General features: G+C 41.6%; 17 protein-coding genes. 10 read left to right on the top strand and 7 right to left on the bottom strand.

The window, feature by feature from the left end:
- Nucleotides 1-9 precede the first annotated feature (9 nt).
- From PAP_RS07235 to PAP_RS07220, 4 genes are all read right to left on the bottom strand, one after another.
- The gene (locus PAP_RS07235; RefSeq protein ID WP_048165375.1) at nucleotides 10-687 is read right to left on the bottom strand and encodes a carbon-nitrogen hydrolase family protein; all 678 of its coding nucleotides are present in this window, start codon (nucleotides 685-687) and stop codon (nucleotides 10-12) included.
- Complete coding sequence (locus PAP_RS07230; RefSeq protein ID WP_048165374.1) at nucleotides 684-1,385, bottom strand: carotenoid biosynthesis protein; 702 nt, start codon at nucleotides 1,383-1,385, stop codon at nucleotides 684-686. The genes PAP_RS07235 and PAP_RS07230 overlap by 4 nt, the downstream gene beginning before the upstream one ends.
- Before the next feature lie 132 nt (nucleotides 1,386-1,517).
- Entirely contained in the window at nucleotides 1,518-2,135 is a 618-nt protein-coding gene (locus PAP_RS07225; protein WP_048165373.1) for a class I SAM-dependent methyltransferase, read from the bottom strand.
- 4 nt (nucleotides 2,136-2,139) lie between these two features.
- Nucleotides 2,140-2,658, bottom strand: a complete 519-nt coding sequence (locus tag PAP_RS07220; RefSeq protein ID WP_048165372.1) for a hypothetical protein — start codon at nucleotides 2,656-2,658, stop codon at nucleotides 2,140-2,142.
- Nucleotides 2,659-2,728: 70 nt separating this feature from the next.
- Between PAP_RS07220 and PAP_RS07215 the strand changes: the two genes are divergently transcribed.
- The 7 genes from PAP_RS07215 to PAP_RS07190 all read left to right on the top strand — a co-directional run bounded on the left by PAP_RS07215 (nucleotide 2,729) and on the right by PAP_RS07190 (nucleotide 7,766).
- Nucleotides 2,729-3,433 (top strand): class I SAM-dependent methyltransferase, encoded by a 705-nt coding sequence (locus PAP_RS07215; RefSeq protein ID WP_048165371.1) that lies wholly within the window; start codon nucleotides 2,729-2,731, stop codon nucleotides 3,431-3,433.
- A gap of 4 nt (nucleotides 3,434-3,437) precedes the next feature.
- The gene (locus tag PAP_RS07210) at nucleotides 3,438-4,160 is read left to right on the top strand and encodes a class I SAM-dependent methyltransferase (protein WP_048165370.1); all 723 of its coding nucleotides are present in this window, start codon (nucleotides 3,438-3,440) and stop codon (nucleotides 4,158-4,160) included.
- Between the two features lies 1 nt (nucleotide 4,161).
- Nucleotides 4,162-4,875, top strand: a complete 714-nt coding sequence (locus tag PAP_RS07205; protein ID WP_048165369.1) for a class I SAM-dependent methyltransferase — start codon at nucleotides 4,162-4,164, stop codon at nucleotides 4,873-4,875.
- 65 nt (nucleotides 4,876-4,940) lie between these two features.
- A complete protein-coding gene (locus PAP_RS10270) occupies nucleotides 4,941-5,117 on the top strand; it encodes a hypothetical protein (protein WP_158442504.1) in 177 nt (58 codons plus the stop codon).
- A 190-nt stretch (nucleotides 5,118-5,307) separates the two neighbouring features.
- On the top strand, nucleotides 5,308-6,045 hold the full coding sequence (locus tag PAP_RS07200; protein ID WP_048165368.1) for a class I SAM-dependent methyltransferase: 738 nt from the start codon (nucleotides 5,308-5,310) through the stop codon (nucleotides 6,043-6,045).
- Entirely contained in the window at nucleotides 6,035-6,775 is a 741-nt protein-coding gene (locus PAP_RS07195; protein ID WP_048165367.1) for a class I SAM-dependent methyltransferase, read from the top strand. Before PAP_RS07200 ends, PAP_RS07195 begins: the two co-directional genes overlap by 11 nt.
- Before the next feature lie 70 nt (nucleotides 6,776-6,845).
- Nucleotides 6,846-7,766 (top strand): GNAT family N-acetyltransferase, encoded by a 921-nt coding sequence (locus PAP_RS07190; RefSeq protein WP_048165366.1) that lies wholly within the window; start codon nucleotides 6,846-6,848, stop codon nucleotides 7,764-7,766.
- On the opposite strand, the gene PAP_RS07185 is transcribed toward PAP_RS07190, so the two are convergent.
- A complete protein-coding gene (locus PAP_RS07185) occupies nucleotides 7,767-8,249 on the bottom strand; it encodes a nucleotidyltransferase domain-containing protein (protein WP_048165365.1) in 483 nt (160 codons plus the stop codon).
- Between the two features lie 228 nt (nucleotides 8,250-8,477).
- Here PAP_RS07185 and PAP_RS07180 point away from each other — a divergent pair, with 228 nt between their 5' ends.
- The gene (locus PAP_RS07180) at nucleotides 8,478-9,092 is read left to right on the top strand and encodes a hypothetical protein (RefSeq protein ID WP_048165364.1); all 615 of its coding nucleotides are present in this window, start codon (nucleotides 8,478-8,480) and stop codon (nucleotides 9,090-9,092) included.
- 111 nt (nucleotides 9,093-9,203) lie between these two features.
- Nucleotides 9,204-10,019 carry a GNAT family N-acetyltransferase gene (locus tag PAP_RS07175; protein WP_048165363.1) on the top strand — a complete coding sequence of 272 codons (816 nt, stop codon included), beginning with the start codon at nucleotides 9,204-9,206 and terminating at the stop codon, nucleotides 10,017-10,019.
- Between the two features lie 68 nt (nucleotides 10,020-10,087).
- On the opposite strand, the gene PAP_RS07170 is transcribed toward PAP_RS07175, so the two are convergent.
- Both PAP_RS07170 and PAP_RS07165 read right to left on the bottom strand, forming a co-directional pair.
- The gene (locus PAP_RS07170; RefSeq protein WP_236626975.1) at nucleotides 10,088-10,702 is read right to left on the bottom strand and encodes a class I SAM-dependent methyltransferase; all 615 of its coding nucleotides are present in this window, start codon (nucleotides 10,700-10,702) and stop codon (nucleotides 10,088-10,090) included.
- A 151-nt stretch (nucleotides 10,703-10,853) separates the two neighbouring features.
- Nucleotides 10,854-12,143, bottom strand: coding sequence for an ArnT family glycosyltransferase (locus PAP_RS07165; RefSeq protein ID WP_048165362.1), 1,290 nt, complete (start codon nucleotides 12,141-12,143; stop codon nucleotides 10,854-10,856).
- A 133-nt stretch (nucleotides 12,144-12,276) separates the two neighbouring features.
- On the opposite strand from PAP_RS07165, the gene PAP_RS07160 reads away from it, so the two are divergent.
- Entirely contained in the window at nucleotides 12,277-12,729 is a 453-nt protein-coding gene (locus PAP_RS07160; RefSeq protein WP_048165361.1) for a GNAT family N-acetyltransferase, read from the top strand.
- The last annotated feature ends 220 nt before the right edge of the window (nucleotides 12,730-12,949 follow it).

Genomic DNA, 12,949 nt, shown 5'->3' with positions numbered 1-12,949 from the left:
GATACCACCTCACTCCACATACACCAGAATCTTCTCCCCATTACTCTGAGCTAAAAGCTCTCCATTTTCGTCAAAGACCCATGCACCGCCGAAGCTGTCCCAGTGAGCGTAGGAGTTCACTATGAAAGTCTTAACTCCTAAGAGCTTGACCCTCCCGCCCATGCATTTAATCTCTTCCTCCAAATTAAAATCACCCCATGGAGAGCGATCCATTGGTACAAAGATGTAGTCAGGTTTTTTGCGTTTAATCCACTTGGCTATTCTCTTATTGTAGAGGTCGCCGCAAATAATTATCGCAAGCTTTCCGAACTCCGTCTTCGCGGTCCTTACAGTGTTGCCTGTACAGAACTTCATCGGCTCCTGGAACTTGCGGTGCTTTAAAATAACTTCACCTTCTCGATTGATGAGCAGAGCAGAGTTGTAAACACAGCGCTTGTATGGCTCAAGGAGACCGAGGATTACATAGACCGAGTTCTCCTTTGCAAGTGCGCTCACCCTGTCCACAATCTCATCATAAAGCTTTGCCCCGCTGAAGTCCCACTCATCAAAGCCCGTGAGGCAGTACTCGGGAAACACCAGGATGTCGGGGCTGTGCTCCAATGCCTCTTCAAATCTCTGTTCAAACTCCTTCCAGTTTGCTTCAAAGTCATTAACTTTAGCTCTCATTGGAATTAAAGCAGCTTTCATTTCATCCACCTCCATAAATACAGCGGGAGAAGCACAGCGACGGAGACCAAAAACGCGATTGTTGTGGGAGTTTTTACACCTGCGGGAGCATAAATCATGAATGTGAACATTTCCAGAAGGTAAACTGGAGGGCCGAGCTTTAAAAGCTCCTCCCCAACTTCACCCTTTGAAAGACGCTCGTAGAGATAGAAAAACGTCAAGGACACAATAAACCATCCCAGATAGTTCGTCCATGGGATTCCAAACCAGTTTATAGCTGTTATCGTCTCCCACACCCATGCCCTCCACGAAGTCATGATGGGGTCGATTGAGAGGTCGAGGACGACCATCAAGAGCGATGCAAAGACTATTCTACTCATTTTGTGCACAAAAAAGCGGCGCGCTGTCAGATATGAAATAAACCCAAAAATTGCCCATGCAAAAGGGACGAAGAGAGCCACACCGAACACCTGGGGCTTCAGATTTTCGTAGTAATAGCAGCCAAAGGGCGTGCACATGCGAGTACCGATGATTTCAGCTAAGAAGCCTACAAGGACGGAGATTGCGAGAAACCTTGGGAAGTCCTTCCAGAGCCTTCGAGAGAGAACAATCATTGCAAGGAGATAAAAGATGTTATAAATCGGTGAGCGCTTAAAAAGGTTGGCGAGCAGGATTAGGGCTGAGATTGTGTAGAGATCATGCTTTGCACTTTGCGTCATATCTTTAATTAAGCGGGATTGGGATATAAGTGTGGCGGTTTCATTGCTAGATCTTACCTCCTGCTAAGCTTTTTATTTGGTAAAATAATTCATCCAAACCTTTTGCCGTATCTGTAAGTGCCCCCGCAATTTTCACCTCTGGGCAGTGATTAAAAACCCGTCATGAATACCTCCATGTGTCTTTGCCCTTCCAATGGTAATATCTTTAACGATTTCCAGCCCATTTTCTTGTGCGAATGCCTTAACTTTCTCTCTAAGTCCATTAATATCAAAATCGCCGATTATTATTCTCCCTTCTTGTTTCAATATTTTGAGAGCTTTTTTTAAAAATGGCTCCGGTTCATGGTCGTGGAGCGTGTAGAGAAAGACAACACAGTCAAATTTCCCATTAACTTCCACGCTCAGGAAATCACTGCATAAAAATTCTGCTTTCTCTGTGATTCTATTTCTCAAACGATTGCAAAAGTTGATTAGTTCACAACTACTATCGATGCCTACAGCTTTTTTGACTTCATCTTTAAGTGCCATCCTGAATGTTAAAATCCCAATGCCGCAACCAACATCTAGGACTTTGCCACCAACCTCTTGAATTATTAAATGCATCAGACTCTTTCTAACTTCAAGCTCGTCTCTGTGTTCCGGATATCTAATCAAGATGCTACTAACAAGCCAATAAAGATCCTCTTCATCTCCACCCTTCTCATAAAAAACTTTGATGGCCTCATCGTGATATACCCGGAGAAGGCTCATAAAATCACCTCTCACTTTTTATTAAATCCTCCGAAACCTCAAGAAAACTCTCCGCCAACTTATCTGGAATATCATTTGGTTTCTGATACTGTGAAAGCTCTTTGAAAAGTTTGTCAAACTCTCTCAACGCTTCAAGATTGCTCTGCAGATTTTCTCTAAGGCTTTCAGGATTATCACTCATACTATTCAGAACATCGAATAAATTCATCATTGCAACATGTAGCTTTCGGAATTTTTCTTCTTCATTGTAGGAGCCCAAAATCCCAAAGACGTTCTTCACGACAAGTACGTGATGTTGATACTTCTCAAGATAAAGCAAAAGAACATCTTGTGAGGCATTTTTCTGAAGTAAATGTTGAAAGGTCTCTCCCATGTACTCAAGCTCCCACCTGCTCACTTCAAATTCATTGTATATCTGTATCTGCATTTTTCTCTTTTCCCTCCTGCATTGCCACCAAGAATACACTGAAAAGATTGAAACTAAGAGTAATGCAATGAGAAGGAAAGAGAAGACCTTTTTCATATAACCACCAAATTTTATTTCATCGATAAAGATTTAAAACTCTTTTGCGTTGTAATATTGGGGATCTGCTATGTTTAAGAATCTTGGCTATACTGATGAGCCCCTCTACGAAAAGACCCAAGGTGAATACGATATAGAAAGCGAGAGAGGTAAAGAAAGATTTGCGGAGGTAAGGGAGATTCTGTCAAGACATTTACCTATTAAAAATGGCAGAGCTTTGGACATTGGTTGCAACGCAGGGCTAAGCAGTTTTGTTTTAGAAGAGCTGGGTTTTGACGTTGTGGGCATAGACATTCAAGAAAAAGCCGTAGAGCGGGCTAAAGAGTTAGCCAAAAAGCGAGGTTCAAAGGCAAAATTTTATGTTATGAACGCTAAAAATCTGAATTTCAAAGAAAACAATTTTGACCTTGTTGTGTTGCTCGGCTATCCTTTAGCTCACTTCAGCATCTGGGATTTTGATAAGATTTTGCAGGAAGTTAGACGAGTTCTGAAGCCTCAAGGCTGGATTGTGATTCAAGAAAGTGACTTTCTCTGGACGCTCATAAGGGGTTTCAACCAGCCGGGGCTTGAGGCTGAGGGCTTGGTTAGAATAAACATAGACGTGAATGTTTACGAGGGCTACCTTGAGAGATTGCTCATCGATTTTGAGAAAGGCGTCTTTTCAAGGGACAGATTCTATATTTGGTCGCCGTGGATTCTGCGTTATGTTCTTGAGAAGAATGGTTTTTGGGTTGAGTTTAAGGATAAGGACCTGATTCTTGCTCGAATGAGGTGATACTATGTTCAAAAACCTCGGTTATACCTTTGAGCCAACCTATAAGGAAAAGCTCTGGATGTACGACCCGCGGAGTGAAGTTGGGAAAAAGAAAATGGGAAAGCAGAGAGAGTTACTTGAAAGATTTCTTCCCATAAAAAGCGGTAAAGCCTTGGATGTTGGCTGCGGCATGGGGATCTCGACCTTCGCCCTCGAAAATCTGGGGTTTGAAGTTGTTGGAATAGATGTTCAGGAGGAACTCGTGGAAGAGGCAAAGGAAATTGCGAAAGAGTTCAAGTACAATGCAGAATTTAGAGTTATGGACGGCAAAAAGCTAGATTTTCCTGATGAGAGCTTTGACCTAGTTGCGCTTTTAGGGAACCCTCTTCCTCACTTGAGCGTTTATGATTTCGATAAGATTGTCCAAGAGGCTTTCAGGGTGCTAAAGCCCAACGGAGTCCTATTCCTTGAGTATGCGGACTGGGTTAAGCTTTTACATGACGGTTATAAGCACGTGCTCGTTGAAGATCCATTCCTTTCCTTCCATGTTTCCCTCAACACCGTGAAAGGACAAGTAGAGCGGCTGTTCATTAATCTTGAGAAGGGCTACTTCTTTAGGGTGAAGATTAACGTCTGGGCACCGTGGATTGTAGAGTTCATCCTGAGAAAAGCCGGGTTTGACGTGAAGACACATTATTTAGGAACTTTTAGTGTTGTGACTGTTGGCAGAAAACCTTCGGGTGTTTAAAGTGTCCAGACATCTTGGCGAAGGTGCCGACATTTATTACAAAGCCCTTCCCACTACTTGGGATGCAACGAGTGAGATTGGGAAGAGGAGAATAAGAGAGTTAAAGGAAACCTTAAGGAAATATCTGTCCATAAAGGGAGGAAAAGCTTTAGATGTTGGTTGTGGCACTGGAATTTCAACTTTTGCTTTAGAAGAACTCGGCTTTAAGGTCATTGGAATAGACATTAGAAAAGAAGCGATTCAAAAATCTAAAGAAGTTGCAAAGGAAAGAGGTTCCAAAGCAGAATTCTACCTTATGGATGCTAAAAGGCTGGAGTTTGAGAGTGAAAGCTTTGATCTTGTGGCTTTACTTGGCTCTCCTTTGCCGCACTTCAGCGTTTATGACTTTGACGAGATAATTAGAGAAGTTTATCGAGTCTTAAAGCCAAAGGGAGTGCTTGTAATTGAACACGCAGATACAATAAACGGGCTTTATAGCTGGCACAGAGATGCTTTTGTAGAGGGCTCGCTGATTTCCATTCACAAAGGTTTTAACTTCATTGAAGGCTTAGAGGAAAGGTTCTTCATAAATTTAGACAACGGGACAACTTTTAGCGTTAAGTTCTACCTTTGGTCTCCATGGATTGTGGAATTCATCCTAAGAAAAGCTGGTTTTGAAGTAGAAAGCCATTACATAAATGAGAGAATGGTTGTAACGGTGGGAGTCAAACCATGAAGCTGAAAATCACATATGAAGTGGTGAGAGACACATTGGTGAACTAATTTAGAGAGGTTTGGGAAATGAAGCGGATATGGAGTGCTGTGCTCATACTGTGTCTATTTGCTCCGGTATTCTGGAAGTATACCCCTGAAAATTTTAAAACCCCAATAGCTCTAGCTTATCCTTATCTAATCATCTTCGGAGGAGTCTTGGCTGGATGGATAGCTGGAAGATATGTTAAGAAGAGATGGGAGTGAAAATCTGTGTGTCTAGGTATGAATAAGGAAAAACTGTAAAAGAATCAAAGGCGCAAATGCTGGTTGATTATTTAGCAAGAAGGATTGTGGAGGTTGTAAGCCTTATGCACTAAAGAGCGTTTGTGAAGAACCTTAGAAACACCCATAAATTGTTTTAAAGAGCAAGCCCAGATTGAATGGGGGTGAAAACATGTTCAAACATCTGGGTGAAACTTTTGAGCCGTTTTACAGGGAGTTTGCCGAGATGTATGACCCAAACACTGAAGTTGGAAAGAGAAGGATAGAGCAAATAAAAGGAGTTTTACAAAAGTATTCTCCAGTAAAGAGTGGGAGAGTATTGGATATCGGCTGTAATGCGGGAGTCTCGACTTTTGCCCTAGAGGAGCTTGGTTTTGAAGTTGTGGGCATTGATATAGACAGAAAGGCAATTGAAAAAGCAAGGGAGAACGCAAAGCTGAGAAATTCGAAGGCACAATTCTACATTATGGATGCCAAAAGACTAGAGTTTGATGATGAAAGCTTTGACCTCGTTGTTACGTTAGGGTATAATTTGCCACACTTCAGCATCTACGACTTTGATGAAATAGTAAGAGAAGCTTACAGGGTTTTAAAGCCCGACGGTGCAATAATAGTGGATTACTCGGATTTTGTGAAAGCCCTCTCTGCAGGAATCATAAAAGACGTTTATGTTGAAGAACCATTTATAGCCTACCATAAGGGTTTTGACTTTAAAGGAGGTTCCAGAGAGCTTTTCTACGTCAATTTAAGCGAAGGTTACACATTCACTATGAAGACTTACCTTTGGTCTCAGTGGATAGTGGAGTTCATTCTTAGAAAAGTGGGTTTTAATGTTAGGACATATCCTCTAACGAGTATGAGCGTGATAACAATAGGAGAGAAAAAGTGGAGTGATAACGATGACCTTTAACATCGAAGATGTCTTCAACGTTGACGATTACATGTATTTTTATTCGGAGAAACTTACTGAAGAGCGAACCAAGAGGGAAGTGGAATTTTTAGTGAAAGTCCTTGAATTGAAGGAGTCAAAGAGAATCCTTGATTTAGCCTGCGGCTTTGGAAGACATGCAATAAAGTTGGTAGAGTTAGGGCATGAAGTAGTTGGCGTTGACATAATGGAGGGTTTCCTAGAGATCGCAAGAAAGAAAGCAGAAGAGCAAGGAGTAAGCGTTAAGTTCATGAAAGGAGATATGAGAGAAACAAACTTCAAAGAAGAATTTGATATAGTTTTACTTCTCTACACATCATTTGGATATTTTAGTGGCGAGGAGAACTTTAAAGTATTGCAAAACGTTTACAAAGCCTTAAAGCCAAATGGGTTCTTTTGCCTTGATGTTCCAAACAGAGATTTTGTAGTTAATCACCTTTCTCCATGCTCCGTGCTTGAGAAGGGTGAAGATTTGATGATTGACATGCCGAGCTTTGATGTCTTTACAGGAAGGATGAATGTGAGAAGGATAACCATAAGAAACGGCAGGAGAAGAGAAGTTTCCTATTCAATTAGACTCTACACATTCACGGAACTAAAAGAACTCCTCAAAAGAGCTGGGTTCGAAGTTTACAAAGTTTTTGGGCACTGGGATGGGAGAGAGCTTTCGCTAAACGCCCCAAGGATGATAGTGGTTGCACAGAAAGTTTGAACATTACCAAATGTGTAATATACCCGACTGGCAATACCTCTTTAAGGGCTAAAAATTGAGGTAGTGCCAAATGAAAGTTCAAGTCCTTGAGTTTAAAGAGGAGTTTGCAGAAGGTGTCGAGGAACTTTATAATACATTAGGCTGGAAATTCAGCCCAAAACTTATCACTATTTGGAAGAGCCTGAGGAACTATTCAAAAGTCCTAATAGCGTTGTCTGATGATAGAGTCGTTGGAAAGGTAACTCTCGATGTAGCTTTTCCACCTTATGCGGAGATTGTTAATTTAATAGTGCATCCCGAATACCAAGGAAAGGGAATTGGAACAAAGCTCATAGAGGAGTGCATCAAAATATCCGAAAGCAAAGGACACAATATTCAATTTTTAATGACAGAATACGATAATATTCCCGCCCTAAACCTTTATAAAAAGTTTAACTTTTATCCAGCGATACTCTCTAAAAGGAAGCAACTCTGGCTTTTTAGGTTTGGAAAGGGCAGCTTTGTCGAAAACTTTCTCAAGACTCATCCTCTCTTTGAGTTCAAAGTTTCCAGAAAGAAGGTTAGCTTTCATAGTGAGAAATTCTATGAGATTTCTTTTGCTGATATTATAGGCAATGCGCGCTTGAAAGTTTATTTTAGAGGCCAGCCGGGGCAAGAAGGGACAATGCCAAGAATTGCGGGAATCTCTGTTATGGAAGAGAAAAAGGCCTTTGATTTAGTTGCCTATGAGAATCCATTTGAGCTTGGAATCTTCAATTACGGAGAGGGCGTAAGCTTAAAGATAGAGCCTTTAAGCCCAAAAGGTTTGGAAGTTTTCATTGAGAAACAGATTTTAAAGCTCTCCAAGAACCAAAACGAAAGGATGGATATAGGTTTTAAGAAAACTAGAGACTTTGGTATTCTCCTTGGGTATCTCTCATTCAGAACGATCGTTGCCTCATTTAGAATAAACGAAAAATTTGTGATTTCGATAGGGAAAGATTGTAGATAGTCAAACATCATCTTTTCCTCTCTTTTCTAAAAACTCCTTCAGCATCTTCGCTTTTTCAATTCTTCCAAGCTTGAGATAAGCTTGATACTCATACTCTAGCGACAAAACGGGAATTTCCATCCCTTCAATTTGCACAAAGCGTTTGTATTTGTTTATGTCCACCGGCGGCTCCCACTCCTCATTGACTTTCTTTTGAATGTCCCCCATTATCTCGACCTTAACGCCTTCAATCATCAGCGCTCCAAAGTGCGAGCGGATTCTCTCGCTTTCCTTAAATCTCACAGGCTCAACTACAAACTCAGAAAAGAGGCGCTCGATTTCATAAGCTCCTTCATTATCAGTTTGGATATCAATGTCATGTGGCTCAACTGGAACACCTTGGAGCGCAAAGCCAAGACTTCCGGTAACAACCCAATTCACATTGCTATCCTTTAACCTCTCATACAGCTTATAGAGAACTTTGAGGTGGGTTTGAGGAATCATCTCAGCACCTCTAAGGTTTTATAGCTTAGGTTCATAAAAACTTTAAGGATTCTCCCGGAGTTTTATCTTGAGGACTTTCTGTTTAAGTTTCACCCATTTTAGAAACAAAACTCCAAGACTTACTCTTTTTGACTCATGTTTTACAATGGTGAATAAGCTTAAATAAATTGAGAACATATGGTTCTGTGAGAACATAGAGTCTATGACACTAAATCAGGAGGCAGGTTCATGAAATTTACTCATTTCTTCCTAATTTTGAGTTTAATCTTGATAGTGATAGCCGGAAGCTTGCTCATTAGCGAAAGGCACCAGAAGACATCTTTGGAAGCTGATAATGAGAAATACAATAACTCTCAAAGTGAATCAACACCTTTAGAAATTAATGGAGGGAATGAAAATGCTTCTAGAGTTGAACCCGAGTGCCTGCACCCGGCTTACGGGGAGTTGAATATCCACTCTATTAGATTGAGTGAAAACGAGGTCATGATTCACAAGGGAGACAAGGTTGTGGTTAGAGGCAACATTACCGGAAAGGAATATCACGTAGGAGAATCTGGTGGGTCTAAAAACACATGCTATTATGATGGTTGCGTAGTGCTGAAGGCATACCTCGGTCCGGAAGCTTCAAAGTCCTCATGGAGCTATATGCAGGGAAAACTGACGAAGGTGGAAGGATTGGATACCAAAATTACCCCACAGAAGTTCTGTTTAAAGCCCAATGAAACCATAGAATTTCAGGTTGAGGTGATAGCTCAAAAAGCGGGGACTTATTATCTCTATATAGTTGCCTTTGGAGAGAAAGGCTGGAAGAGCTGGGATGTGATTGAAGTTGAGGTAAGGTAAAGCTGGCAATATTAACATCACAACGTTAGCTCAAAAATGCTTTGTTTAAAAGCAATAGTCTACGTAGGAAAATTATAAATGTCAAAGGTGCATAGAACTTTTGGTGGTACGATGGAACCAATAATTAGGCCTGCTAAATCAGAAGATAAACCCTTCATCGAGGAAATTGCAAAGTTAACCTGGGAAGGTGAGGACTACCTTGCGAGGGTTTTTGATAATTGGGTGAAAGATGGAAACTTCTATGTTATCGAGCTTGAAGGAAAAGCCATCGGAACGGCAAAGCTTACAATCTTACCTGACAAAGTCGGCTGGCTTGAAGGCCTTAGAGTTCACCCCAATTATCAAAAACACGGGTTTGGGAGGCTTTTGCACAACTTTATGCTCAAGAAAGGAAAAGAACTGGCAGAAGAGGGCATCATAAATGCACTGGAGTTCTCAACCTACTTCCTCAACAAAGAGAGCATTGCAATGGCAAAGAGGGACGGATTTAAGATCGTGGAGCGGTTTTATTACGTTCAAAGAGCGCTTGAGGAAGAAAAAGAACCAAACGTTTCAAAAATTTCCTCTTTAGATGAACTAGGCTATGAAGGCCATATCCCCTACGGTTGGAAGTTTCTGCACAAATGTAAGGAAAGTATCGAATGGCTAAACCAAAAGGCGAAGGTTAGGGAATTTAAAGGATTCAAGTTCCTTTATCCAGAAGTGAACACTGAGCCGGCATTCACAATTTTTAAAGTCTCAATGGAGAGCATAAAAACGCTTTTACCTGCGATGAGTTTTGAGGCAAAGAAACTCGGCTACGACAGCATTGACATAATGCTCCCTGAAGATAAGCAAGATTTGATTGAACCCCTAAAAGAGCTTGGATTTAAGAACTGGACTGACTTTAAGGAGCCTGATGTCTTGGTACTCAGGAAGGTACTGTAGTGACTTTGTCCTGCTGAATCCAAAGGTGCTTGTGGACGGAGAGCCCATAATGGAGGATGGTCGCATTATCATCGAGTAGTTCTTTTCATCTCAGCGATCCACACATACCTGTTTATCTGCTCAAACGTAAACTCAAGCCCCAGTCTCTCGCATATCTCCCTCAAATGCTCTACTGTCGCGAAGTACTCATCCTCAATCTCCCCTGCTATACCGTCTTCTTCACCGATGCGTCTCTTCTCCTCTTCGGACTCAAACATGACATCTCCAATGACAATTTTCCCATCATGCTTTAGAACCCGGAGCATCTCCTTTATTGCGTTCTCCTTTTCCCCGTCGGGCACGTGGTGAAAAGCATAGGTCGTTATTACAGTATCGGCGGTTTCAGCTGGCAGAAGAATGTCCAAGAAGTGGCCGTTTACAGGTTCAAAGCCCCACTTTTCTTTAAAAACTCTTCTCATTTCTCCTGAAGGCTCAACACCGATGTATTGCTCACACTTAATGACTCTCAAAATATTTCCCGTGCCGCAGCCGATATCAACTACAATACCTTTAGCTTTCTCCGCGACGAGTTTAAGAACCTTTTTATAATCCTTGTGTATCCAGTTTTCCTGCTTCACATCTTCGTCATAGCTTTGAGCCCATTCATCAAAGTTCCATTTATCTTCCATCATTGCAAAAACCATAAAGAGTTAACTAATGCTCCATTTAAATTGTTTTCTAGGGCACAGGTTTTTATTTAGCAATTTTTATCTATACGCTCAAAGACATTTTTAACAATGATTACCTCCTCTTCCACGAGCTAGTTGAAATTTAGCGTTTAGAAAAACTCACTCATCAAGGCCTAAAAGGAGGAGGCAGCAAAGGCTGTTCAAACCTAAAATTAAGGACGTAACGGGCCACAAAACTTGCAAATGAAGATAAGTCCACCAGCAATATGAAGCCAAAGAGCGTATAGCCCAATGCTCTAATTTCTTTGGGCGTTTTCTCATCTAAAATGCTCGCTATCAATACTCCTGCCAAAGCTGCGAGTACTGGGGCGAAGGGGAGATAAAAGCGCATTTGGAAGATGTAGGCATCGGCGCGGAGCCAATCGTATTGGAAGTATAAACCAAAGTATGCTAAGAACCACAGAAATAATAGGGGCGTTAAGCGGCTTTTTCTTGCAAAGTACAAGCCCACCGGAAGCAGAAAGATTGATGGGAACCCTTCAAAGAGAAGCTTTGGGTGAACCAGGAAGTTTCTCAAGAGTATTGCAAAGGCCCTATGCCACTCTCCCTTCAACAGAAACTGGAAAGCAAAGTTTGTGTAGCCAATTGTATATGCATAGCCCACCCTAAATGGACCTCCAAAGACTGTGTAGTGATATATCATGAGCAAAATCACAGGGGGAATCGAACCCAAAAGGAGAATGCCAAGATATCTAAGCGGTTTCTTCGTGCCTTTTCTCAAAAACCACACGGCATAGAGGAAGAGCGCAGAGTAAATCACGGCATTTGTGTATCTAATTGCCACACTCGATCCCAAAGCTAATCCGGAGAGCACAGCTAGGGTTTTGCTTTCTTTTTCGAGTCCCATGTAGTAGAACGCCACGCCGATGAGCACAAAAACCATGCTCGCAAAGTCAGACATGTAAATCCTGTAGAGCATTCCCAAGAAGGTCGCATTGAAAAGTAGGATTAGCGAAGAAACAAAAGCAGTTTTTGGATTGTAAGCCAATGAGATGAGCTTGTAGAAGACAATCAGCCCAAAAAGTCCAAAAACTAAGTTTACTATTCTCTCAAGCCCGAGCTTGTGAAAGAAGGCGAGTATGAAGGCATAACCGGGAGCCTTTTCCAAAGCATACTCATCGACATCAATCCTCACGTATTGTATTCCAAGGTGTTTGCCTGCAAGATTAGACACGCCTATGAGCTCTTCATAGCTTGCATCCCTTTGAAGCTCCAGAAGCTCGGAGCGCGAAACTGTGATTTTACCTTGGGAAAACGCCTTCATTGCGGCGTAGTACGTTATGTCGTCGGGCTCTATGAGCTTAATAGGGACTACTAAAACAGCTGAGAAAACTATGAATGCTATGATGAGCGTCATTAACAAATAGCGAGCCTCTGGATCTTCAAACTTCCTCATTGATGGCCCTCCATTTCCAACCAAAAGATAATTAGGCTAAGGTTATTTAAGGAATTCTGTGAAAATAACGTTTCGGAGCGTTCCCTATAACTTAAGAAAATGCCTAAATGATAAAAAGGGAAAGTGATCGATTATGGAAATCAAACCTCTCCAAAGCGAAGAAGAGTATTTGCAGTGCCTCCAAATAGCCAAAGACCTTAGAGAATGGTTCAACGAAGGTGGAATTAAAGCGATTGAGCGCGACCTAAAGAGCGAAGCTACATTCATAGCCCATGAGAACGAAGTTATTGGCTTCATAATTCTAAAGCCCATCAACGATAGAGCACTTGAAATCCTCTGGATGGCCGTAAAAAGAGAACACCAAGGCAAAGGTATTGGCTCAAGCCTCTTGTCGTTCGTTGAAGAATGGGCAAGGGGGAAGGGCTTTGAAGTGCTCCTTGTTAAAACCTCCGGCGACTTGAACTACAAACCCTATGATCGAACAAGGCGCTTTTATGAAAAGGGAGGGTTCGTGAGAATTGCCCTTATAGACCCCTATCCTGAGTGGGGGGAGGAAGCTTTAATCTATGTAAAGTGCTTGAAATGACTTTTCTTGACCATTTTTGACCACTTATGAGTTCTACTTTGAGCATACTATTATCAATTGGTGAGGACAATGTTAGATTGTGAGTGTTGGAAGTTTTGGAAAAAAGTGAGCCGGGATGATCCGAAGATAGCGGAAGAGTGGGCAGTTAAGGATGCGATAGATTTTAGGAATAGGGTTCTTTGAACCACTCTTTGATTTTTTCAAAAGCTTGTGGGTCTTA

The organism is Palaeococcus pacificus DY20341 (genome assembly GCF_000725425.1).
Classification (GTDB): Archaea; Methanobacteriota_B; Thermococci; order Thermococcales; family Thermococcaceae; genus Palaeococcus; species Palaeococcus pacificus.
The sequence above is the reverse complement of the archived record's forward strand: the minus strand, read 5'-3'. Positions and strand labels throughout refer to the sequence as shown.

Bases quoted from the DNA above. Each gene is read 5' to 3' on its own strand.
- PAP_RS07235 (WP_048165375.1), bottom strand. From the start codon at position 687: ATGAAAGCTGCTTTAATTCCAATGAGAGCTAAAGTTAATGACTTTGAA.
- PAP_RS07230 (WP_048165374.1), bottom strand. From the start codon at position 1,385: ATGACGCAAAGTGCAAAGCATGATCTCTACACAATCTCAGCCCTAATC.
- PAP_RS07225 (WP_048165373.1), bottom strand. From the start codon at position 2,135: ATGAGCCTTCTCCGGGTATATCACGATGAGGCCATCAAAGTTTTTTAT.
- PAP_RS07220 (WP_048165372.1), bottom strand. From the start codon at position 2,658: ATGAAAAAGGTCTTCTCTTTCCTTCTCATTGCATTACTCTTAGTTTCA.
- PAP_RS07215 (WP_048165371.1), top strand. From the start codon at position 2,729: ATGTTTAAGAATCTTGGCTATACTGATGAGCCCCTCTACGAAAAGACC.
- PAP_RS07210 (WP_048165370.1), top strand. From the start codon at position 3,438: ATGTTCAAAAACCTCGGTTATACCTTTGAGCCAACCTATAAGGAAAAG.
- PAP_RS10270 (WP_158442504.1), top strand. From the start codon at position 4,941: ATGAAGCGGATATGGAGTGCTGTGCTCATACTGTGTCTATTTGCTCCG.
- PAP_RS07200 (WP_048165368.1), top strand. From the start codon at position 5,308: ATGTTCAAACATCTGGGTGAAACTTTTGAGCCGTTTTACAGGGAGTTT.
- PAP_RS07195 (WP_048165367.1), top strand. From the start codon at position 6,035: ATGACCTTTAACATCGAAGATGTCTTCAACGTTGACGATTACATGTAT.
- PAP_RS07190 (WP_048165366.1), top strand. From the start codon at position 6,846: ATGAAAGTTCAAGTCCTTGAGTTTAAAGAGGAGTTTGCAGAAGGTGTC.
- PAP_RS07185 (WP_048165365.1), bottom strand. From the start codon at position 8,249: ATGATTCCTCAAACCCACCTCAAAGTTCTCTATAAGCTGTATGAGAGG.
- PAP_RS07180 (WP_048165364.1), top strand. From the start codon at position 8,478: ATGAAATTTACTCATTTCTTCCTAATTTTGAGTTTAATCTTGATAGTG.
- PAP_RS07175 (WP_048165363.1), top strand. From the start codon at position 9,204: ATGGAACCAATAATTAGGCCTGCTAAATCAGAAGATAAACCCTTCATC.
- PAP_RS07170 (WP_236626975.1), bottom strand. From the start codon at position 10,702: ATGGTTTTTGCAATGATGGAAGATAAATGGAACTTTGATGAATGGGCT.
- PAP_RS07165 (WP_048165362.1), bottom strand. From the start codon at position 12,143: ATGAGGAAGTTTGAAGATCCAGAGGCTCGCTATTTGTTAATGACGCTC.
- PAP_RS07160 (WP_048165361.1), top strand. From the start codon at position 12,277: ATGGAAATCAAACCTCTCCAAAGCGAAGAAGAGTATTTGCAGTGCCTC.